Source organism: Achromobacter sp. 1L-A-4-B-C2 (assembly GCF_057291955.1).
On sequence record NZ_JBXAWP010000001.1, the window covers coordinates 234781 to 256263 of the forward strand.

At 65.9% G+C, this 21483-nt stretch carries 18 protein-coding genes, 6 tRNA genes and 1 pseudogene; 17 read left to right on the top strand and 8 right to left on the bottom strand.

What is annotated here, in order from left to right:
• Positions 1-51 precede the first annotated feature (51 nt).
• Positions 52-942: an HlyC/CorC family transporter gene (locus AC0Z35_RS01135; protein ID WP_485131562.1), complete on the top strand. Its 891-nt coding sequence runs from the start codon at positions 52-54 to the stop codon at positions 940-942.
• Positions 939-2570, top strand: a complete 1632-nt coding sequence (lnt, locus tag AC0Z35_RS01140; protein ID WP_046805234.1) for an apolipoprotein N-acyltransferase — start codon at positions 939-941, stop codon at positions 2568-2570. The genes AC0Z35_RS01135 and lnt overlap by 4 nt, the downstream gene beginning before the upstream one ends.
• A gap of 12 nt (positions 2571-2582) precedes the next feature.
• Here lnt and AC0Z35_RS01145 read toward each other — a convergent pair whose 3' ends face one another.
• Complete coding sequence (locus tag AC0Z35_RS01145; protein WP_485131561.1) at positions 2583-3638, bottom strand: aldo/keto reductase; 1056 nt, start codon at positions 3636-3638, stop codon at positions 2583-2585.
• A 362-nt stretch (positions 3639-4000) separates the two neighbouring features.
• Between AC0Z35_RS01145 and AC0Z35_RS01150 the strand changes: the two genes are divergently transcribed.
• The 9 genes from AC0Z35_RS01150 to AC0Z35_RS01190 all read left to right on the top strand — a co-directional run bounded on the left by AC0Z35_RS01150 (position 4001) and on the right by AC0Z35_RS01190 (position 9068).
• Positions 4001-4076: transfer RNA gene (locus tag AC0Z35_RS01150), tRNA-Ala, on the top strand.
• A 54-nt stretch (positions 4077-4130) separates the two neighbouring features.
• Positions 4131-4206, top strand: a tRNA-Glu gene (locus tag AC0Z35_RS01155).
• A gap of 69 nt (positions 4207-4275) precedes the next feature.
• Positions 4276-4352, top strand: a tRNA-Asp gene (locus AC0Z35_RS01160).
• 104 nt (positions 4353-4456) lie between these two features.
• Positions 4457-4532: transfer RNA gene (locus AC0Z35_RS01165), tRNA-Ala, on the top strand.
• Between the two features lie 85 nt (positions 4533-4617).
• Positions 4618-4693: transfer RNA gene (locus AC0Z35_RS01170), tRNA-Glu, on the top strand.
• A gap of 78 nt (positions 4694-4771) precedes the next feature.
• Positions 4772-4848, top strand: a tRNA-Asp gene (locus AC0Z35_RS01175).
• A gap of 271 nt (positions 4849-5119) precedes the next feature.
• A complete protein-coding gene (locus AC0Z35_RS01180) occupies positions 5120-6613 on the top strand; it encodes a helix-turn-helix transcriptional regulator (protein WP_120157598.1) in 1494 nt (497 codons plus the stop codon).
• 368 nt (positions 6614-6981) lie between these two features.
• Positions 6982-8067 carry a biotin synthase BioB gene (gene bioB / locus AC0Z35_RS01185; protein ID WP_485131560.1) on the top strand — a complete coding sequence of 362 codons (1086 nt, stop codon included), beginning with the start codon at positions 6982-6984 and terminating at the stop codon, positions 8065-8067.
• Positions 8064-9068: an EamA family transporter gene (locus AC0Z35_RS01190; RefSeq protein WP_485131663.1), complete on the top strand. Its 1005-nt coding sequence runs from the start codon at positions 8064-8066 to the stop codon at positions 9066-9068. Before bioB ends, AC0Z35_RS01190 begins: the two co-directional genes overlap by 4 nt.
• Here AC0Z35_RS01190 and AC0Z35_RS01195 read toward each other — a convergent pair.
• The 3 genes and pseudogenes from AC0Z35_RS01195 to AC0Z35_RS01205 form a co-directional block, all read right to left on the bottom strand.
• Positions 9010-9429 (bottom strand): pentapeptide repeat-containing protein, encoded by a 420-nt coding sequence (locus AC0Z35_RS01195; protein WP_485133305.1) that lies wholly within the window; start codon positions 9427-9429, stop codon positions 9010-9012. The genes AC0Z35_RS01190 and AC0Z35_RS01195 overlap by 59 nt on opposite strands.
• Positions 9374-10789 (bottom strand): annotated as a pseudogene (locus AC0Z35_RS01200) (MFS transporter); the annotation flags it as partial. The gene AC0Z35_RS01195 and the pseudogene AC0Z35_RS01200, both read right to left, overlap by 56 nt.
• Positions 10790-10876: 87 nt before the next feature.
• The gene (locus tag AC0Z35_RS01205) at positions 10877-11380 is read right to left on the bottom strand and encodes a peroxiredoxin (RefSeq protein ID WP_046805231.1); all 504 of its coding nucleotides are present in this window, start codon (positions 11378-11380) and stop codon (positions 10877-10879) included.
• 244 nt (positions 11381-11624) lie between these two features.
• Between AC0Z35_RS01205 and AC0Z35_RS01210 the strand changes: the two genes are divergently transcribed.
• Complete coding sequence (locus AC0Z35_RS01210) at positions 11625-12050, top strand: hypothetical protein (protein ID WP_104145563.1); 426 nt, start codon at positions 11625-11627, stop codon at positions 12048-12050.
• Positions 12051-12071: 21 nt separating this feature from the next.
• On the opposite strand, the gene AC0Z35_RS01215 is transcribed toward AC0Z35_RS01210, so the two are convergent.
• Together AC0Z35_RS01215 and AC0Z35_RS01220 are read right to left on the bottom strand one after the other, a co-directional pair.
• Positions 12072-12950: a dienelactone hydrolase family protein gene (locus AC0Z35_RS01215; RefSeq protein WP_046805229.1), complete on the bottom strand. Its 879-nt coding sequence runs from the start codon at positions 12948-12950 to the stop codon at positions 12072-12074.
• A 65-nt stretch (positions 12951-13015) separates the two neighbouring features.
• Positions 13016-16654, bottom strand: a complete 3639-nt coding sequence (locus AC0Z35_RS01220; protein ID WP_485131559.1) for a DUF748 domain-containing protein — start codon at positions 16652-16654, stop codon at positions 13016-13018.
• Positions 16655-16791: 137 nt separating this feature from the next.
• On the opposite strand from AC0Z35_RS01220, the gene moaC reads away from it, so the two are divergent.
• Genes moaC through AC0Z35_RS01245 form a run of 5 tightly spaced genes read left to right on the top strand, consistent with a single transcriptional unit; the run spans position 16792 to position 19729 of the window.
• Positions 16792-17280: a cyclic pyranopterin monophosphate synthase MoaC gene (gene moaC, locus AC0Z35_RS01225; RefSeq protein ID WP_046805227.1), complete on the top strand. Its 489-nt coding sequence runs from the start codon at positions 16792-16794 to the stop codon at positions 17278-17280.
• A complete protein-coding gene (locus tag AC0Z35_RS01230; RefSeq protein ID WP_104145566.1) occupies positions 17261-17512 on the top strand; it encodes a MoaD/ThiS family protein in 252 nt (83 codons plus the stop codon). The genes moaC and AC0Z35_RS01230 overlap by 20 nt, the downstream gene beginning before the upstream one ends.
• Positions 17513-17519: 7 nt before the next feature.
• The gene (locus tag AC0Z35_RS01235; protein ID WP_314365055.1) at positions 17520-18002 is read left to right on the top strand and encodes a molybdenum cofactor biosynthesis protein MoaE; all 483 of its coding nucleotides are present in this window, start codon (positions 17520-17522) and stop codon (positions 18000-18002) included.
• Positions 17999-18520, top strand: a complete 522-nt coding sequence (gene moaB / locus AC0Z35_RS01240; protein ID WP_120156757.1) for a molybdenum cofactor biosynthesis protein B — start codon at positions 17999-18001, stop codon at positions 18518-18520. Before AC0Z35_RS01235 ends, moaB begins: the two co-directional genes overlap by 4 nt.
• Before the next feature lie 3 nt (positions 18521-18523).
• Complete coding sequence (locus tag AC0Z35_RS01245) at positions 18524-19729, top strand: molybdopterin molybdotransferase MoeA (protein WP_485131558.1); 1206 nt, start codon at positions 18524-18526, stop codon at positions 19727-19729.
• On the opposite strand, the gene mobA is transcribed toward AC0Z35_RS01245, so the two are convergent.
• Positions 19702-20340 (bottom strand): molybdenum cofactor guanylyltransferase MobA, encoded by a 639-nt coding sequence (gene mobA, locus AC0Z35_RS01250; protein ID WP_485131557.1) that lies wholly within the window; start codon positions 20338-20340, stop codon positions 19702-19704. The genes AC0Z35_RS01245 and mobA overlap by 28 nt on opposite strands.
• Positions 20333-21448, bottom strand: coding sequence for a GTP 3',8-cyclase MoaA (gene moaA / locus AC0Z35_RS01255; RefSeq protein ID WP_046805222.1), 1116 nt, complete (start codon positions 21446-21448; stop codon positions 20333-20335). Before moaA ends, mobA begins: the two co-directional genes overlap by 8 nt.
• Positions 21449-21483 lie beyond the last annotated feature (35 nt).

Here is a 21483-nt window from a genome sequence, read left to right on the forward strand (position 1 = left end):
CCACGCCAGTTTCGGTTATGCTGGCCCCTCCATAACTTGTCCTCCCGGACGATGTCTGACCCTTACCCTGCTCCTGAAGCGACCTCTGCTCGCTCATCCAAACCCGCCACCAAATCCCTTCTAGACCGCCTGCTTTCCCTTGTGCGCCGAGAGCCCGAGGACCGCGAAGGCATCAAGGCCATTCTGGAAGCTGCCCACGACCGCAACCTGCTGGATGCGGAGTCCTACAAGATGATCAAGGGCGCGCTGGCCGTGTCCGAAGGCACCGTCGGCGACATCATGGTTCCGCGCTCGCGCATGGACCTGCTGGACGTCACGCAGCCCATCCCGTACCTGGTGGCCTCCGTCATTGAAACCGCGCACTCGCGGTTCCCGGTGTACGAGGGTGATCGCGACAACATCATCGGCATCCTGCTGGCCAAAGACTTGCTGCGCTGCATGCTGGAACCCGGCATCGAACTGCGCACCCTGGTCCGCCCCGCCGTGTTCATCCCCGAGTCCAAGCGCTTGAATGTGCTGCTGCACGAATTTCGCGCCAGCCGGAACCACCAGGCCATCGTCATTGACGAGCATGGCGGCATTTCCGGGCTGGTCACGATGGAAGACGTGCTGGAACAGATCGTCGGCGACATCGAAGACGAATTCGACGAAACCGAAGAAGACGAGATCTTCCCCGAAGGCGAAAACCAGTGGCGCGTCATGGCGGCCACCGACATCTCGCACTTCAACGAGGTCTTCGGCTGCCAGTTGCCTGACGACGAATACGACAGCGTGGGCGGCTGGATGGGGGGCCAGCTGGGCCGCATTCCGCGCCGTGGCGACGTAGCCGAATTCGACGGCCTGCGCCTGGAAGTGGCTCGCGGTGACGCCCGCCGCGCCATCTGGTTGCGCGTCAAGCGCAACGTGCCTGCCCAATCCTCCCGCCCCAGCGACGACGCATGAGCCGTACCCCGCGCAGCATCCTCCTGCGCGGCGCCGCCGGCTTGACGCTGGCGGGCGCCGTGCACGCCCTGACCTTCGCACCCGGCCCGCTGCCGGATTGGGCGCTGGCCATCACGCAGATACTGATGCTGGCCATCGCGGCGCGCGTCACGCTGACCGCGCCGTCGGCCACGCAAGCCTGGCTGCGCGCTTGGCTATTCGGCTTTGCCACCTACGCGGTGGGCCTGTATTGGCTGTTCATCAGCATGCATCGCTACGGCGATCTGGCCGCGCCGCTGGCCGTGGCCGGCGTGCTGGCCCTGTCCGCCTTCCTGGCGCTGTTCCCCGCCACCGCCAGTGCGCTGACGCGCCGCTACGTTCCGCTGACGGCGGGCGCCACGCCGCTAGGCAGGCTGTCATCCACGCTGGCCTGGGCCGCCCTGTGGGCCGCCTTCGAATGGCTGCGCGCGGTTTTGCTGACCGGCTTCCCGTGGCTGAACATCGGCTACGCGCAGGTGGACAGCCCGATTGCGGGATGGGCGCCCATCCTTGGCGTGCACGGCATGGCCTTTGTGGCTGCGTTCGCTGCCGCCGCCATCGCCAGCCTGTGGCAGCCGTCCCGCAAAAAGGCCATGGACTCGCGCCAGGCCCTGGCGGCGGGCGTCGCGGTGGCACTGGCCGCCGTGGGTTGGCCGCTGTCGCGCATCGATTGGTCTTCGCCCACCGGCGACCCGCTTAACGTCAGGCTGATCCAGGGCAACATCGAGCAATCGCAAAAGTTCGACCCCGCGCTGCTGGAGCAAAGCCTGGTGCGCCATCTGGAAATGACCGCGTTGCCGCCCGCGCCCGGCGTGCCGGCGCCGCAGCTTGTGATTCTTCCCGAAACCGTGATGCCGGTTTTCCAGGACCAGCTGGATCCGCGCATTTGGGACGCCTGGCGTGGCGTGGCCGCGCGCGGCAACATGACCATTGCGATGGGCGTGCCGCTGCATGATCGCGTCAATGGTCGCGACCGCTACACCAACAGCGTGGTGGGATTCGACGGCAACACGCCGGTCCAGCAACTGCTGACCGGCAGCACGGCCATGCGTTACGACAAGCGCCATCTGGTGCCATGGGGCGAATACGTGCCGCCCGGCTTTCACTGGTTTGTCGACATGCTGAACATCCCGCTGGGCGATTTCGATCGCGGCGCGCCGCGTCAGACGCCCTTCCCGGTGGGCGGCCAGCACATCGCGTTCAACATCTGCTACGAAGACCTGTTCGGCCCCGACCTCTTGCCCGCGCTACAGCCGGGCGCCAATGGCGAGCCGGGCGCAACCATCCTGGTCAACGTCAGCAACCTGGGCTGGTTCGGCAATTCGTGGGCGTTGCGCCAGCACTTGCAGATCGGCCGCCTGCGCACGATGGAAACCGCTCGGCCCATGCTGACGGCCACCAATACCGGCATTACCGCCGCGATCGACGCCAAGGGCCACGTGGCGGCGCAGCTTGCGCCGTTGCAGCCCGGCGTGCTGCCGGTATCGGTGCAAGGCATGACAGGGCTGACCCCGTATGCGCGCTTTGGCGACAAACTGGCTTTGGCCTTGATGGGCCTGATTCTTATCGCGGCCATTGGCGGCCACCGCAAGGCGCGGCCCGCCAACTGACCGCTGGTTTTCCTAGGCGAACAGGTTTTCGGGCAACCTGCCGCTGTCTTGCGGAGGGCGCACAGGCCCCTCGCCCGCCCCCGTCAGCTCAATGGCCTCGGCGATGGCGTCCAAGTCGCCGCTATCCAATTCCAGTTCGGCCGCGCCCAGCAGACCATTGACCTGCGCGGCACTGCGCGCGCCGACGATGGCGCCGGTAACGCCCGGCCATGCCAACGTCCACGCCGCGGCGACCGCGGCCACCGTCGTGCCGTGGTGTTCCGCGATGGGTTTCATCGCATCCGCCAGTGCCAGGTTGCGGGAAAGGTTCGGCGGCGCGAATTCGGCATTGCGCGCGCGCCAATCGTCCGGCGGCAACGCCCTGGCACGTTCCGCAGTAAACGCGCCGGTCAGCAGCCCAGACTGCATGGGGCTGTAGACGATCACGCCCACGTCATGCTGCGCGCACCAGGGAATAAGGTCGGCCGCCGCGCCACGCTGGATCGCCGAAAAAGGCGGTTGCAGGCAATCCACATGGCCCAGCGCCTGGGCATCTTGCAACTGCGCCAGATTGTGGTTCGACAGGCCAATGGCACCAACCTTGCCTTCCTGCTTGAGGTTCAGCAGTTCCTGCCAATAGGTTTCGAGCGGCGTGCCGTCGCCGGCCGGCCAGTGCATTTGATAAAGGTCGATGCGCTCGACGCCAAGCCGGCGCAGCGACCCTTCGATTTCGCGGCGAATGCTGGCCGGTGCGCCGGTACGGCGCGGCATCGCTTGCGGATTATCGGTCGACCACGTCAGCCCGCATTTGGTGAACACATAGGGCCGATCGCCGGGCGCCATCTGCGCCAGCGCGCGACGCACGACGTCTTCGGAGTGACCCAGCCCGTACACCGCCGCCGTATCGATCCAGTTGATGCCCCGGTCCACGGCCAGGCGAATCGCGGCGATGGAATCGGCGTCGTCTTGCGGCCCCCACCCCACCGCCCAGCCGTTGCCGCCGATAGCCCAGGCGCCCAATCCGATACGCGTGATGTGCATGCCGCTGCGGCCCAGGGGCCCGGTGGGAAACGAAGTCTTTGTGCTCATGCCGGAATTCTCAGGTTGTCGCGCGGCTTTTTTTACGCGCAAGCCACAGGATGTCGAAAATTTTTTATCGCCCACGATAGCATCCGCACAAGCCTTTGATTTTTCTGGAATCCACGCGCTGGCACCCGGCCTTGGATGGTCTGATTTCGCTCACAAAATAAGCAGAAAAAGGCATCCCACCCCTATTTTTTTTGTCGTTTTATGGTTTTTGCCCGCGATCGACTTGCACACCCGATTTTGTTCGTGCATAATCTCGTTTCTTCGCCAACGGCACTAAACAAAACCGGCAACGAACTACGAAAAAGCGCACAATAAAACGTGTGTTTTTACCGTAAAACGTAGCAGGAATTGATTAGAGAAACGGGGGTATAGCTCAGCTGGGAGAGCGCTTGCATGGCATGCAAGAGGTCAGCGGTTCGATCCCGCTTACCTCCACCAGTCAACAGCGAAGAATGTAGTTGCAGTACCAGTTATGCAGTACAGCAAGTCCAAGTCCCCTTCGTCTAGAGGCCTAGGACATCACCCTTTCACGGTGAGTACAGGGGTTCGAATCCCCTAGGGGACGCCAGTTCACTGGCAGCAGTAAAGAAGTAGATAAGTGCAGTTGAAGTGACAAAGTAGTTGAGTAAGCCGCTGCGGAGCGGTAGTTCAGTTGGTTAGAATACCGGCCTGTCACGCCGGGGGTCGCGGGTTCGAGCCCCGTCCGCTCCGCCAAAAGCTCTCGCTCTGAGTCTTTCAAGAGCTCCGTCTTCGGGGCTTTTTGCTTTTATAGAGTGTGAGACCTTGTTGTTTGAAGTTTGGAACATCAGGGCGCCCTGGGGGGTATAGCTCAGCTGGGAGAGCGCTTGCATGGCATGCAAGAGGTCAGCGGTTCGATCCCGCTTACCTCCACCAGCACGCAGTACCGCAGTACCGCAGTACCGCAGTACCGCAGTACCGCAGTACCGTAGTAAAGTTGTTTGCAGTTCTGTTAGTTCAGGTCCCCTTCGTCTAGAGGCCTAGGACATCACCCTTTCACGGTGAGTACAGGGGTTCGAATCCCCTAGGGGACGCCAGATTTCTGGCACGTAGTACAAGCTGCCTTGACACCGCAGTGTAGTGATGAAGTTTGAAGTTGTTGAGTAAGCCGCTGCGGAGCGGTAGTTCAGTTGGTTAGAATACCGGCCTGTCACGCCGGGGGTCGCGGGTTCGAGCCCCGTCCGCTCCGCCAAGCACTTTGGTGTTTGCCAGCATGCAGCTTGAAAGATCGCACGACAGATCCTCGCAATACCCACTATCGCAATACGCATCGTCGCAGTACACATTGAAGCTCCGGATTCCGGGGCTTTTTGCATTTCAGCGCCCGCATTGTCCGCGCGTTATTTTGTGCGTTCTCCCCTCCTTTTACCCCGCCGCTAAGACTCGTCCGTTTTGCTGTCTGGACAGCTTTGCCGCGCCCCTGCATCCTGTGGGCTCACGCCACGCGAACCGAAGAGGCCTACGTGACCGCAAACGCCGCCGCGCCACACGCGCATCGCCAACACCTGCAAGCCATCATCGCGGGTTTGAATGAAGGCATCATCCTGCTTGAACCCGACGGCTCAATTGCATGGGCCAATAACAGCGCACTTGAATTACACGGCGTCGACAATCTTGAAGCGTTGGGCGGCACGCCCGCCGGCTACCGCAAGCGCTACACGCTGACCTACCGCAACCATCACCGCGTACCCGCGCGCCAATATCCGCTGGACCGCCTGGCCGCTGAAGAAACGTTTGACGATCTGCTGCTGGACCTGAGCCGCAAGGATGACGAAGAGTTCCTGCGCAACGTGCGCGCACGCGGCTTGAACCTGGAAGGCGACAAAGGCGCTGACTATCGCGTGCTGATCCTGCACGACCAGACCGAGCAGATCAACGCCGAAGAACGCTTCGAACGCACCTTCGGCGCGAATCCGGCGCCCGCCCTCATTTGCCGGCTTTCCGACCTGCGCTACGTCAAGGTCAACCAGGGCTTTCTGGAAATGACGGGCTACACGCGTGAGACCGTGCTGGGCAAGTCCGCGTACGAGTTGGATGTGCTGGACGGCGGCGACGACAAAGAACAGGCCGTGGCCAATCTGAACGAAGGCAAGACCATTACACAGCGCGAAGGCGTCGTGAAGCTGGCGGACGGCGGCGCCAAATTCGTGATGGTCGCCGGCCAACCGATCGACATGCAGGACGAACCCTGCATGCTGTTCACCTTCATCGACCTGGAAGCGCGCAAACGCACCGAGATGGCGCTGCGCGAAAGCGAAGAGCGCTTTTCCAAGGCGTTCAAGCTGGCGCCCGTGCCGATGGCCGTATGCGAAGGCGATACGCTGCGCGTGCTGGATATCAACGACGCCTTTGCAGCGGTAACCGGCGCGTCGCCCGAAGACAGCGTGGGCGCGGCCTTGACCGACGTAGGCCTGCAACCCTACGAAGGCATGGCCGCCAGCCTGAAGCGCGGCGAAAGCGCGCGCAACCGCGAAGCCACGTTGGCCACGCAGGATGGCGGCGCGCTTGATTGCCTGGTGTCGGCAGAGCCCGTGATGATCGGTGGGCAGCGCCGACTGCTGATCGTGATGCAGGACATCACTGAACGCAAACGCTCCGAGATCGAGCTGCTGGCCGCCATCGAAGCGGTGATGCAGGACACGTCGTGGTTCAGCCGGGGCATCATCGAAAAGCTGGCGCAGTTGCGCCAGCCCGCGCCGGCCTCGCGCGATGTGGCGGAACTGGCGCAACTGACCACGCGCGAACGCGAAGTGCTGGGCCTGCTCTGCCAGGGCCACGACGACGACGGCATCGCCAAGGCGTTGAAGCTGTCGCGCAATACGGTGCGCAATCATGTGGCCACGATCTACAGCAAGATCGGCGTGCACCGTCGTAGCGCGGCGATTGTCTGGGCGCGCGATCGAGGGATCACGGGCCACGAGTCCGCGCGGGTGCGTGACAAGCCGGCTAAGGAGTGATCGCGACGGGGTGATCGCGCGACGGGACGATCGCAACGGGTTGATCGCAACGGGGTCATCGCAACGGGGTGATCCGACAAAGTGACCGCCGTGCAATGGTGCCGTCCCGGCGCCGCCGGCCACGCCCCGAACTTACAATTAGAATCAAAATATTGAGGGGGTCGGCGTCGACGAAGATGCCATCGCGTTAGACCGCGCTGCACGGTTAAATCTTCTATTCACGGCGAACATGCATCGAAGTGGCCCGCATTTTCGTGCAGTGGGCCTGCATTGCGCAAACCCTGCGCAGGTTCTTACGATCCGCCGATCCCGCCCTTGCCTCGCCAGGCAAGCGGCGTGGTTTTCGATAGATCGATTGGAGCCCGCCCTTGCAGACCGCCTACATCCCCGTCCCGCAAACGACCCGCAACCGAGCCGCCCCGGCCTGGACCCCCGACGACATCCTGGCGCTGTACGCGATGCCGTTCATCGACTTGATGCACCGCGCCCAGCAGGTCCATCGTGCGCACTTCGACCCGAATGCCGTGCAGCTGTCCAGCCTGCTGTCGATCAAAACCGGTGGCTGTCCGGAGGATTGCGCGTACTGCCCGCAGTCGTCGCACTACGACACCGGGCTTGATGCCGACAAGCTGATGCCGCTGGATGAAGTGGTGGCCGCCGCGAAGGCCGCGCAGGCAGGCGGGGCGCAACGGTTTTGCATGGGCGCGGCCTGGCGCAGCCCGAAGCCGCACCATCTGGAAGCCGTGGCGCGGATGGTCAGCGCGGTGAAGTCCTTGGGGCTGGAAACCTGCGTCACGCTGGGCATGCTGCGCGACGGCCAGGCCGAGCAGCTCAAGGACGCCGGCCTGGACTACTACAACCACAACCTGGACACGTCGCCGGAGTTCTACGGCAAGATCATTTCCACCCGTACCTACCAGGACCGCCTGGATACGCTGGCGCGCGTGCGCGAGGCCGGCATCAGCGTGTGCTGCGGCGGTATTGTGGGCATGGGGGAATCGCGGCGGGAACGCGCCGGTTTGATCGCGCAACTGGCCAACATGGAGCCCTATCCGGAGTCGGTGCCAATCAACAACCTGGTCCAGGTGGAAGGCACGCCGCTGGCCAAGGTCGAGCCGCTGGACCCGTTCGAGTTCGTGCGCACGATTGCCGTGGCGCGCATCACGATGCCGCGCGCGGCCGTACGCTTGTCGGCCGGACGCGAAACCATGGACGACGCCATGCACGCGCTGTGCTTCATGGCGGGCGCCAATTCGATGTTCTATGGCGACGCGCTGCTGACCACCGCCAACCCGCAGATGCAGGCCGACCAGCGCCTGCTGCAACGGCTGGGCATGCACGTGGAGCCGGCGCCGCACCATGCCGCGCCGGAGTTCTCGGGCGCGGGGCATTCCGCCCAACCTCAAGCCGGTTCCGGCCAACCCTGCGCAGAAGGCGGCACGACATGCCGTTGACCCCTGGCGTTCTTTACCTGTTGGCAAGCGTGACGTGCAGCGTCACGGTAGCCGTGCTGCTTAAGCTGGCGCGCCGCTACGACGTGGACGTGCGGCAGGCGATTGCCATGAACTACGCCGTGGCCGCCCTGCTTTGCTGGGCCGTGCTGAAACCGGACCCTGCCGCGCTGTACACGCCGAGCACGCCGTGGGCCGTTCTGGCCGCGCTTGGGGTGCTGTTGCCCAGCGTGTTCCTGGCAATGGCGGCGGCGGTGCGCCACGCCGGCATCGTGCGCAGCGACGCGGCGCAGCGCCTGTCGCTGTTCATCCCGCTGCTGGCCGCGTTCCTGTTGTTTGGCGAACCCGTCAATGGCCGCAAGCTGGCGGCGGTCCTGCTGGCGTTTGCCGCGCTGGCATGCTTGCTTCTGCGGCCGGCGCGCTGGGCGTCGGCAGGCGGCGCTGCGCGCACCGCCGCGACCGCCGCGACTGCCGCCACGACTGCCGCTACGAACGCCGCCACAACCGCCGCCGCCGCCGCCGCCGCCACCACGACCGCCACCACGATCGCCGCCACAACCAACGCCACCGACGCCGCCGCCTCTAACCGTGGCATCTGGCTGTGGCCGCTGGCGGTGTGGGCGGGATACGGGGTGATCGATATCCTGTTCAAGCAGGTGGCGCGCGCCGGCACCGCGTTTGCCGGCGGGCTGCTGTTGGCCTTCGTGCTGGCGGGCGTGTTGATGTTGGCGTATCTGCTGGCGCGCCGGGTGCGTTGGCAGCCACGCCATCTGCTGGCGGGCGTGGCGCTTGGCGTGGCCAATTTTGGCAACATCCTGACCTACATCCGCGCGCACCAGTCCTTGCCTGAACATCCGGCGCTGGTGTTTGCGTCGATGAACATGGGCGTGATCACGCTGGGGACGCTGGTGGGCGCGTTAGTGTTTCGTGAGCTGCTGACCCGGATCAACGCGCTGGGTATCGCGCTGGCGCTGGGCGCGATCGTCGTGATGGCGCCCTGGTAATCCCCGCCGCGCGATCGTCAGGTGCCCGTGCGGCGGCGGCGCTGGGTGTCGGATTCGGTTTCCGAGGGCGAGGCATCCTTCTCGCCTGCCCCGGATTCAACATCAGCAGCACGAGCGCCAGCTGGCGCGCCGGTACCGGCTGCCGTGGCATCGGATGCCGCGGGATCGCCCGCCGCGGGATCGCCTGCCGCAGGATCGCCTGCCGCAGGATCGCCTGCCGCAACATCGCCTGCCGCACGATCGCCTGCCGCATCGTCAACTGCCGCAGCATCGCCCGCCGCAGCATCGCCCGCCGCAGCATCGCCCGCCGCAGCATCGCCTGCCGCAACATCGCCCGCCGCAGCATCGGCTGCCGCAGCATCGGCTGCCGCAGCGTCCGCCGGCCATTCCTGCTTGAGTGCCGGCTCTTCGACGACCGGGTCCTCGGTGGCGGCGACCGGCGCGGCGGCGGGGTCCGGCTGCACCATTTCCATCGCGATGTCGTTTTCCGGATCCACGCGCGGGTCCAGCACTGCCGCCGCCGGCGAGCTTTGCAGCGTGTCGGGCATCGGCACGAAGTGCGTCGGCGCTTCGTCCACCTGGTGCGCGCCGGTGACGCGCGTGGGGCGCACCTGCCATACCAGGATCAAGGCGCAAGCCGAGATGAAGACGTAGTACATGCTGGGCCCGCCCAGCGACATCATCAGCCCCGCCACCATCGGGCCGATACACGCGCCCACGCCATAGGTCATCAGCAAGACGGCCGACAGGCTGACCCGGCGTTCGGATTCCACGTGGTCGTTGGCGAATGCCGCACCCAGCGGGTACAGCGTGAATTGCAAAATGCCGAACACGCACGACAAAGCCACCAGCGCCCAATATGGCAAGGTCAGCCAGCCCCACATCACGGTGGGCAGCAGCACCAGCAGCAAGGCGTTGAAACGGATCAGGCCCGCGCGGTTGATGCGGTCGGACAGCCAGCCCATCGGCCATTGCGACAGCAGCCCCGCCGTGACGGCGGCGGCCACAAAGACGGCGGCCTGCGACGTCGTCAGCCCGTGCTTGGCGCCGTAGACGGCGGCCAGCCCGTAGAACGCGCCCGACAGGTTGCCCGCCACGAACAGCACCGTCATGGACAACGGCACGCGCCGCATGAAGAAGCGGATGTCCAGCGGCGCGGGCAGCGGCGTGGGCGGGTGGGAACGCGCAGTGACGGCAATGGGCACCAGGCACAACACCAGGCACATGGCCACCAGCGTCAGGGGCCGCAGGTCCAGCGTGGCGTAGGCGGTCAGCGCCAACTGGCCCAGCACGGTGCCCAGCCCGGACACCACCATGTAGACCGAGAACACCCGGCCGCGCTGGTGGTTTTCGGTTTGTTCGTTCAGCCAGCTTTCGATGACCATGAACTCGGTCACCATAACCACGCCGGAAATCAGGCGAAAGACCAGCCACAACGGCATGGAATCAACCAGCGTCTGGGCCAGGATCATGCTGGTGGCAATCGCCGCGCACGCGACGAACGCGCGGATATGACCCACGCGAATGATGAGCTTGTGCCCCAATCGGGCTCCGCACACCAGGCCCAGGTAGTAGCCGGCGATCAGGACGCCGATCCACACTTCGCTGACGGACTGCGCGGTCAGGCGAAGGCCCATGTAGGTGTTGAACAGACCCGTGCCGATCAGCATCAGCAAGGTCGCGAAGTACAGGGACGAGAATGAGGAGAGGGTGGCGAGCATGGCGTTGGCAACCGCTGCTGGCATTAGCACGGCGGGCTGCAAAGGCAACCCGCCGCGTTGAGCGGTAAAACTGGAAGCTACGTTAGGTCAGATTTGCGACAGCAGCGTGGCGGCGTCGCTGACTTCGAACTTGCCAGGACCTTCCACGTTCAGCTGCTTGACCACGCCGTCGACGATCAGCGCCGAGTAGCGTTGCGAACGCACGCCCATGCCGCGCGCGATCAGGTCCAGTTCCAGACCCAGTTCCTTGGTCCACAGCGCCGAGCCATCGGCCAGCATGCGGACACGGCCTTCGGTCTTTTGTTCGCGGCCCCAGGCGCCCATGACGAACGCGTCGTTGACGGCCACGCACCAGATTTCGTCCACGCCCTTGGCCTTGAGGGCGTCGGCTTGTTCCACGTAGCCAGGCAGGTGCTTGGCCGAGCAGGTGGGGGTGAACGCGCCCGGCAGGGCGAACAGCGCGATGGTCTTGCCGCGGGTCAGGTCGGAAACCTGGAACGCGTTGGGGCCCAGCGAGCAGCCGGCGGTTTCGGTTTCGATGAATTCGGTCAGGGTGCCTTCCGGCACGCGGTCGCCGACTTTGATCGTCATGGTATCTCCAGGGAAAGTGGGGCAATGCATTGAGGCAGGATCGCCTCACACCCTCCATCATAGTGCGTGCGCGCCCTGCCCGCTGCGCCAGAGCGACACGAAAAGAACACGCACAGTCTGAAACGACTCCACACCTGGACCTCATCGCGTGGATACGGCTGCTTGTCATAATGCGCGAGTGTCCCACGCCCGCGCGGCGCCTACATCGCCCATCGCCCGCCGGGCATCCAGCGGAGATCCACAGATGCACAAGTTTCTGACAGCCCTGGCCTGGGTCCTGGCCACCGCCGCCGCCCCGGCCTGGGCGGCACCGGACGCCAGCGAGCAAGCGCAATACGATTCCTTCGTGGTGGCCGCCGGCGCATCGAACGGCGCGGCGCGCGCGTGCGGCGCCTCGGAGCCCGACCTGGCGCAGCATCAGGCAACGGCCCACAAGAACCTGGCGCGCTACGCCAAGGAATATGGATTTTCAGCCGCGTCCTACGACGCGTTGTTCCAGAAGGGCCTGGCCGAAGGCAAGACGATGATGGACGACATGAAGCGTTCCGGCGTGGACGGTTGCCGGGGCGTGCTGGGCAGTTTTCAGAACGAACGCGCGATCAGCTACGACGATATGAAAAGCGCGCTGGCTGAAGTCAGCGACGGCCTGCCGGGCGAAGAAGCCCAGTAGACCGCCGCGCTAGCCGACGGGCTACAGCCCGTTCTGCTTGAACCAATCCAGCATCCGCGTCCAGGCCTGCTCGGCTTCCGGCTTGCGGTACGACGGCCGGTAGTCCGCATGGAACGCGTGCGGTGCTTCCGGGTAGACGTCGATGCGCGACGCCTTTGCCGGGGCCGGGCCCTTGGCCAGTTCGATGCGCATCTTGTCCACGTCCGTCAGCGGAATACCGGCGTCCTTGCCGCCGTAAGCGCCCAGCACGGGCGCTTTCAATTCGTTCACCAGGCTCAGCACCGATTTGGGTTTGAGCTCGCTGGGTTCGCCCGCCAACTGCCCGTAGAACGCCGCGCCCGCGCGCAGCTTGGGGTTGTGGGCCGCGTACAGCCACACCTGGCGGCCACCCCAGCAAAAGCCCACGATGCCCAGCCGGTCGGGGTTGCCGCCGTTGGCGGCCGCCCACTTCGCGGTGGCATCCAGATCGCCCTGCACCTGGATGTCGGGCACCTTGCCGATGATCTCGGCTTGCAGCTTGGGGATTTCGGTGTACTTGGACGGGTCGCCCTGGCGCGCGAACAGTTCCGGCGCGATCGCCAGATAGCCCAGGTGCGCCAGGCGTCGGCACACGTCCTGGATATATTCGTGCACGCCGAAGATCTCGGACACGACGATGACGGTGGGCAGGTTCTTCTTGCCTTCGGGCGCCGCGCGGTAGGCCGGCATCTTGCCGTCGGCGGTTGGAATGTCGATCTTGCCCGCCGTCAGCCCCTTGGCGTCGGTGGCGATGGCGGTCTGCGCCACGGCTTGCCCGGCAGCCAGGGAAAAGCCCGCCGCGACGGTCGTGGCAATGAAGCCCCGCCGATCCAGCCGCAGGGGCGGCAGCAGGCTGTCGAAGTGCGCGTCCTGATCTTTCATCGAGAATCTCCTGGCAAAAAAAGCCCGACCCCGGGGCGCCGCGCGCACCGTGGGCCAAGCCGGGTTCACTTCAGGGAGAAGTCCACGCGCGAGGGTTGCCCCTCGTCCTTGATGCCGTCCGCGTCCAGCTGCGGCGCGACGATGAAGACACGGTCCGCGAGTCCTTCCTGGGCTAGCAACTTCTCATATACCGCCTGCGCGCGGGCATCGGCCAATTGGCGTAACTGCTCGTCGCCCACCTTCGCCACGCCGCGCAGCATGGCTTCCATTTGCGCGGCCGGCACCGACTTGGACATGCCGATGAAATTGCGCGGCTTGTCCTTGATGTCGGCGTCGTCGTAGACCTCTTCCAGATACTTCTGGCGTTCGGCGGCCGACACCTTCACGCCGGCCGGGTCGGGCTTCTTGCCGCGCGGCGTCGTGTCGGCGGCCTTGGCGGCGCGGATCTGGGCGTCGACCCAGGCTTGGCGCAGCCCGTCCAGGTCGGTCTTGGGATCGGCGCGGCCGCTGATGTCCATCTTCAGCGCGGGGCGGTCCGTCAACGCCTTGATCAGCGTGTCGATGCGCTGCACCGAGTCTTCGGTCAGCACCGCGCTGCCCGGCGCGAACTCCACATACGACAACTCTTCGCCGCCGCCGAAGGCCGAGGCCAGCAAGCTGAACGGCGATGTCACCGCCTTGACGACCAGGTTCATCATCACGCGCACCACGATGCCGCCCACCGAAAATTCCGGGTCGTCCAGCGAGCCGGACACGGGCAGGTTGATGTCGATATTGCCGCGCGAATCCTTCAACAGCGCCACGGCCAGCAGCACCGGCAGCTTGGTGGCGTCGGGGCTGTTGGTCTTGTCGCCGAAGGTCAGCTGGTTCAGCACGACGTGGTTGGACGCCTGCAATGCGCGGTCCTTGATCTTGTATTCCAGGTCCACCGACAGCTTGCCGCGCTTGATCGGGTAGCCCACGTACTTGGCCGAATAGGTGTTGAAGCGCGGCAGGTCCACGCCCTTGGCCGACGCCTTCAGGTCCAGCGTCAGGTATTTGGCGAAAGGCTGCACGATGCCGCTGATGGACAGCGGCGCCGTGGTGTAGACGCGCCCCGTGACCTTGACCTTGGCGGGCTGCGGGTTGGTGGACGACACGGCCGAGATCGCACCTTCGATGGCCGACAGCTCGGCCACATAGTTGGGTTTGACGAAGCGGTCGGTAAACGTCATGCGGCCACGCGACAGCGTGACGCTGTTGACGGCGATGTCAGGCATGGCCGCGCCGTCGCCGCCTTTGGAGGCTGCCGGGGATGCCGCCTTGGATGCCGCCGACGATGCCGGCGCGGCGGGCGACTGGCGGCCCGGCGTTTGCGTGTCCTGCGTGATGGAGCCGCCCGCCTGGCCCGGCGCCGCCACCAGGTCCATCACGTTCAGCCGGCCCTGGGCATTCAACAGAATGCGGCCGTAGAAGTCTTCCAGCGCGATGTCGCCCAGCTTGGCGCCCACCTTGTCGCCCGCCACGGACACGTCCATGCCGGCAAAGGCCAGCCGCTTCCAGTTCAGGAAGTCGTCGTTGTTGACGCGGTCTTGCAAGTCAACGCCGGTGATCTCGACGCCGCCTTTCCAGTTGACCCGCATGGGCGCGTTGCCGGCGGCGGCGGCATAGGCCACGTCGCCCTTGGCCCCCAGCGTAATGGCGCGCACGGTAGCGTTCAGGCTGCCGGCGGCGTAGGCCGCGAACGGCGCGACGTTCAGGTCGGACAGGTCGACGGACGACGCGAAGGTCAGCGGCTGCGGCGTGAACGTGCCCGCCAGGTTCAGCTTGCCGTTGCCCTGGATGCCCGCCGCCGCCAGCGTGAAGCGGCTTTGGCCCGGGCCCATGGCAAGGCGGTCGGCCGTGACGTGCAGCGATTGCAGCGCGATGTCCAGCGGAGGTTTTTGCGCTTCGTCGCGTGCCTTGAACTGGGTCAGGTCGGCCTGGACAGCGGTGGCCGAGGCGTCGATGGCGCCGCCTTTTTCGCGCACGTGGATCTGCGCGTTGGCGGCCAGCCGGCCGTCTTGCAGCAGGATGGGGGCCACGCTGCGCACGGCCGGTGCCAACGGAGCCAGGGCAATGTTGCCCAAGCGCACGCCCAGTTCCAGCGACAGCGGCGACAACTCCAGCGGGCCTTTCGCGCGTATCCAGCCGCCGTCAGTGCTGTTGTCCACCGTCAGCCACAGGTCGATGGGCTGGTTCTTGACCTCGGGCACCACCACGCCTTCCACGGTGGCGCCGATCCCGGTCATGACGTAATCCAGCTTGCTGACCGCATCGGTCAGGTAAAGCTCGCCTTCATGCAGGTTGAAGGCGTCCAGCGTCACCTTCCATTCGGACGGCGCGGGCGCGGCGAGCGGCGTCGCGGGCGGAGCCGTTGGGGCGGGTGCGGGATCGGTCGTGGGTGCGGTGCCGGTGGCGGGTGCGGTGCCGGTGGCCGGTGCGGTGCCGGTGGCGGGTGCGGTGCCGGTGGCCGGTGCCGTGCCGGTGCCAGTGGCAGGCGCAGCACCGGTGCCCGCGCCGGGCGCGGCGCCCTCCTGCGCCTTCGGCGCGACCTTCAGCCCCAGGTCGCGCTTGAGCTTGTCCGCCACGGGCGTGTCGGTCGCGGCCACGCCGCCCAGCGCCTTCAACTTGACCACCACGTCCTGCCAGTTCAGGTGTTCATTGGCGTAGCGCCGCACATGCACCTGCGGCGCCCACAGGCCCACTTCGCCCACATACATCTGGCGCGCGATGGGTTCCAGTTCCAGACGCGTGACGGTCAACGCGCTCCAGGCGGCCAGCGTGTCGCCGTCGGTATCGCGTAGATCGAAGCGGCGCAGCGCCAGATCGCCCACCACACGTATCTTGGGCGGCGCGTCCTTGGGCTGTTCAAACACCACTTGCAGGTTCGAATCCAGCAGCGCGCTGTCCAGCTTGAACGGCAGCGGCATGGGCCACACGTCGGCCCACTTTTCCAGTTGCAGGCCGTTGAACGCAACGCGCAAGGTGGACGACGGCACCTTGTCGAACGGCCGCGCCACGCCCGTAAGGTCAAACGGGCTGCCGTTGATGCGCAGGTGCACGCGCGGCTGCACGTCGATATCCGTGGCATAGCCGAAGGTGGAAATGAACGGCACGCCCAGGCCCAGTTCGTCCACCACCTGTTTGCGCCCGGTGACCTTGTCGTCCAGCGTGATGGCGCCGCCCTCGATCACCATGTTGTTCAGCGAAAACCGGGGCAGGCCGGTATCGGGCTTGGGCGGTTCTTCGGGCTGGGCGGCGGTTAATTGCGCGACGCGTTGCTGTATGTCAGAGAAATTGAATCGCGTGACGTCTTCGCGCACGATGGCGATGGTAGGCTGGCGCAGCGTCAGCCGATCCACGACGGGAGCGAACCAGAACAAGGAGCTCCACGCGGCGCTGACATCCATTTCAGCCAGCGCCAGAAGCGGCGTCTGCGAACCCGGTTGCGCCACGGCAAGGTCGCGTGCGCGGATGGTCAACGTGAACGGATTGAAGGTGATCTTGCCGACCGAAACGTCGCGCCCGATCATCTTGGCCACGTCGTCCGTCAGCACGTTGTGCAGCACCTTCGGGACTTGCCAGGCGGCAATTGCGCAAAGGATCAGCACAACCGCCACTATGCCCAACAAGATTTTGCCGGCGCGCCGGGTGAACCGAAGCTTGGGGCGCCGCAAGGGCATCGCGAGTCTCCTGAGACGAGTTGATGGCGATTATCGCGCCCCGATTAGGGCTCGTCTATCATAGGCGGAACAGCGGCCTGCCCGGCCTGCCGGGACCGCCCTTTTCAAACATTAACAATTCTCGATCCCGATTCCCAATGTCATCTGCCACCCCCACCCTGAGCCACCTGGACGAAGCCGGCCAGGTCCGCATGGTCGACGTCATCGCCAAGACGGACACCGAACGCGTGGCCATTGCCGTGGCCAGCGTGCGCATGAATGCCGTGGCCTATGGCCTGTTGACGCAGCCGGGCAAGGGCAAGGGCGAAGTGCTCAACACCGCCCGCGTGGCCGCCGTGCTGGCCGCCAAGCGCTGCGCGGAACTGATCCCGCTTTGCCACAGCCTGCCGCTGGCGTTCGTGGGCGTGGACTTCTCGCTGGACGACGCCGCGCACCGCATCGACATCCAGGCCACCTGCCGCACCAGCTACAAGACCGGCGTGGAAATGGAAGCCATGATGGCGTGCAGCGTGGCCGCGCTGACCATCTACGACATGTGCAAGGCCGCCGACAAGGGCATCGTGGTTGAACAAGTTCGCCTTAAGTACAAGGCCGGAGGAAAAAGCGGTGAATGGCGCAACGATTAATCTTCTGTACTTCGCCCGCGTGGCGGAATTGGTCGGCAAGCGCGGTGAAGACTGGCCGCTGGACAGCGAGTCCACCGGCGCGCAATTGCTGGCCGCGCTGGGGGAACGCTACCCGCAGCTGGCGCCCGCTGCGCGCCTGAAACTGGCCATCAACCAAACCCATTCCAAACCCACGGCAACGATCCGGCCCGGCGACGAAGTGGCTGTGTTCGAACCCGTCACCGGAGGCTGAGAACGCCATGATCAGCGTCCAGGAAGCCGATTTCGACGCCGCCGCGCTGACGGCGGCGCTACGCGATAACGCCGGGTCCGGCGTGGGCGGCATTGTCACCTTCGTGGGCTATGTGCGCGACTACGCGCCCGACTCGCCCACCGACACGCTCTACCTGGAACACTACCCCGGCATGTGCGAGCGCGAGCTGGAAGCCATTGCCGACACCGCGCGCCAGCGCTGGAAGCTGGACGGCACCGTCATCGTGCACCGCGTGGGCGCGCTGTCGCGCAATGCGCAGATCGTGTTCGTGGCGGCGGCCAGCGCCCACCGGGGCGATGCCTTTCGCGGCTGCGAATACATCATCGACGCGCTCAAGACGCGCGCGCCGTTCTGGAAGCGCGAGACGCTGGCCGGTGGCAACAGCTTCTGGGTAGAACAACGCCAGGCCGACCAGGACCGCACCGACGCCTGGGATGAAGACACCGCCCCACCGAAGGAAAGCAAATGAGCGAAGAAATTCCCGTCTCGCTGGCCTGCGCCGTGCTGACGGTCAGCGACACCCGCAGCGCGGGCGACGACACCTCCGGCAATCTGCTTGCCCACAACCTGGCGCATGCGGGCCACCAGTGCGTGCGCCGCGACATCGTGCGCGACGACATCTACCAGATCCGCCGCGTCATCAGCGACTGGATTGCCGACCCCGAAGTGCAGGTCATCCTGACCTCCGGCGGCACGGGCTTTTCGCATCGCGATCACACGCCGGCTGCCATCCTGCCGCTGCTGGACCGCGAGATTCCCGGCTTTGGCGAACTGTTCCGGCAACTCTCGTACACCGAGATCGGCAGTTCAACGATCCAGTCGCGCGCGTTCGCGGGCTCGGCCAACCAGACGCTGATCTTCTGCTTGCCCGGTTCAAACAACGCCTGCGAAACGGCCTGGGCGCAGATACTGCGTGAACAGTTCGACAGCGCCCACCGCCCGTGCAATTTCGCCTCGCACTTCAAGCCTCAGAAAGAAGACCACTGACCCATGCTGGATTTTGATCACGCCCAGACCCTGCTGGCCAATGCGGCCGGGCCGCTGCAACGCCGCGAAGACATCGCCTTGACCGAGGCCGCCGGCCGCGTGCTGGCCACCGACCTGCAAGCCACGGTGGACATCCCCCCCGCCGACAACAGCGCCATGGACGGCTACGCCTTGCGCGTGGCCGATTGGCAAGCCGGCGCGCGCCTGCCGATCCAGCAACGCTGCTATGCCGGCGACGTGCCCGAACCGCTCAAGCCCGGCCACGCCATCCGCCTGTTCACCGGCAGCCTGATTCCCGACGGCGCCGATACCGTCGTCATGCAGGAAGACACGGTGGAAGCCGACAACCACGTGGAAATCTCGCGTGAGCCCGCGCCCGGCCAGCATATCCGCCGCCGGGGTGAAGACACGATGGCTGGCGCACCCTTGCTTGCGGCCGGCGCCATGCTGCAAGCCGCGCACGTGGCCTTGCTGGCCTCGCAGGGGCTTGCCACCGTGCCGGTGGTCGGCCAGCTGCGCGTGGGCATCCTGACCACGGGCGATGAACTCGTCCCGCCCGGCTCGCCCCGCGCCCCCGAACAGATCTACAACTCCAACGGCCCGATGCTGGCCGCGTTGGCCCGCGGCCTGGGCGCCGTGCCCGTGCACGTGCTGCACGCGCGCGACACCGAAGAAGACCTGCTGGCCGCGTTCAAGACGCTGCTGGCCGACTGCGATCTGGTGTTGAGCGTGGGCGGCGTGTCGGTGGGCGAACGCGATCTGGTCAAGCCCGCGCTGGCCACCTTGGGCGGCGAGTTGTCGCTATGGAAAGTGCGCATGAAACCGGGCAAGCCGGTGGCCTTGGCACAGATCAACGGCAAGCCCGTCGTCAGCCTGCCGGGCAACCCCGTGTCGGCCTACGCCGTGTTCGCCATGCTGGTGTCGCCGCTGGTGCGCCGGATGCAAGGCCGCGAAGAGATCTTCCCGCCCGTCAGCCTGCTGCCGCTGCGCACCGAGAGTCCGCGCAAGGACGGACGCGAGGAATTCCTGCGGGTGCAGCGCCGTGTCGCCACCGAAGGCACCGCCGAATTGGTGCCCTACGGCCATCAAGGCTCGGGCGTGATCAGTTCGATGCCGTGGGCCACGGGCCTGGCGCGCCTGCCGGCCGACGTGCTGGTCAACGATGGCGACCGCGTGCCGTATTACGACTTGCGGCACTGGCTGGCGTAGCGCTGGGCCTCGGCCAATTCTTCGGGCGTATTCACGTTCATGAAGGCATGCGGCGCGTCGTCAAAGCGCGCCGCCACGGCGCCTACGCGCGCCTGCCATAGACCGACTTTTCGATCGCCGCCGTGCAGGTAGGCGCGCAAGCCCGGCAGTAGCGATGGGCGCAGCGCCATGCAGGCCGAATGGCGCTGTTCGCCTGCCATGGCATAGGCCATGGGCGCCTGCGCGGATTGCGCGGCGTCGACCAGGCGCGCGGCCAGATCGCCGGGAAGAAACGGTGTGTCGCACGGCACCACCACGACCCAGTCCACATCCGCCACTGCGGCCACAGCGGCCAACCCCGCCGCGATGCCCAGCAGCGGACCCTGGTATTTTTCCAAGCCCGGTTCGTTATCCGCCACCACCGTGCCGTAGCGCGCATAGTGGTCGGCATGGCGGTTGGCGCTGATGATCAGCCGCGCCACTTGCGGCGCCAGCCGGCGCGCGACATGCGCCACCATGGGCTCACCGTTCAACAGCACCAGGCCCTTGTCCTGATGGGCCATGCGCGAGCCCTGCCCGCCCGCCAGAATCAAGCCGGCGATGCGAGGGGCCAGCAACGACGCGTCACCCACCGATGTAGCTCATTTCGACTTTGCGGCCCGGGTCCGGCGTTGGGTCCGCCATGTTGCGGCCGCGCAGTTCGGAATAATTGTCGGCGCGCCCGCCCCAGATGCCGGCCAGCATCGCGGCCAGTTCGGCGTCGGTGGCGCCATCGCGCAGCGGCGCGCGCAGGTCAAAGCCTTCGTGTGCGAACAGGCACAGAAACAGCTTGCCTTCCGGCGACAGGCGCGCGCGCGTACAGCCGCCGCAGAATGCGTGGGTGACGCTGGAAATGACGCCGATTTCGCCACCGCCGTCCAGATAGCGCCAGCGCTCGGCCACGCGCCCCATGTCGGCGGACTGCACCGGTTCCAGCGGGTAGGCCGCGCCGATGCGGTCCAGCACTTCCTGGCTGGGCACCACTTCAGACAGGTTCCAGCCGTTGGTGTTGCCCACGTCCATGTATTCGATAAAGCGCAGGATGTGCCCGCTGTGCCGGAAGCGTTCGGCCATGGGCAGGATCTGTCCGTCGTTCAGGCCGCGCCGCACCACCATGTTGACCTTGACCGGCGCCAAGCCCGCGTCCGCGGCGGCGTCAATGCCGCGCAGCACGTCGTCGGGCGTGAAGCCGCTGTCGCTCATATCCTGGAACATCGACGCGTCCAGCGCGTCCAGGCTGACGGTGACGCGGGTCAGCCCGGCGGCTTTCAGCGCGGCCGCCTTGCGCGCCAGCACGCTGCCGTTGGTGGTCAGCGTCAGGTCCAGCGGCTGGCCCGCCGGCGTGCGCAGCGCCGCCAATTGGCCGACCAGGTTTTCGATATGTTTTCGCAGCAGCGGTTCGCCGCCCGTCAGGCGGATCTTTTCCACGCCCAGTTGCGTAAAGATGCCGGCCAGGCGGCTGATTTCTTCAAACGACAACAGCGCCGAATGCGGCATGAAGGTATAGCTGGCGTCGAACACTTCGCGCGGCATGCAGTAGGTGCAGCGGAAGTTGCAGCGGTCCGTCACGGAAATGCGCAGGTCGCGCAGCGGACGCGCGCGCCGGTCCAGCGCGGGCTGGCCGTCGGCCGGAAGTTCGCCGGGCGCGGGCCAGGCCGAACGGTCGGACCGGCGGTCGGCAAGGAAAATCACTTTGCTCATGGGGCGATCATATATCGGCAAGCGGCGTCCCGGGC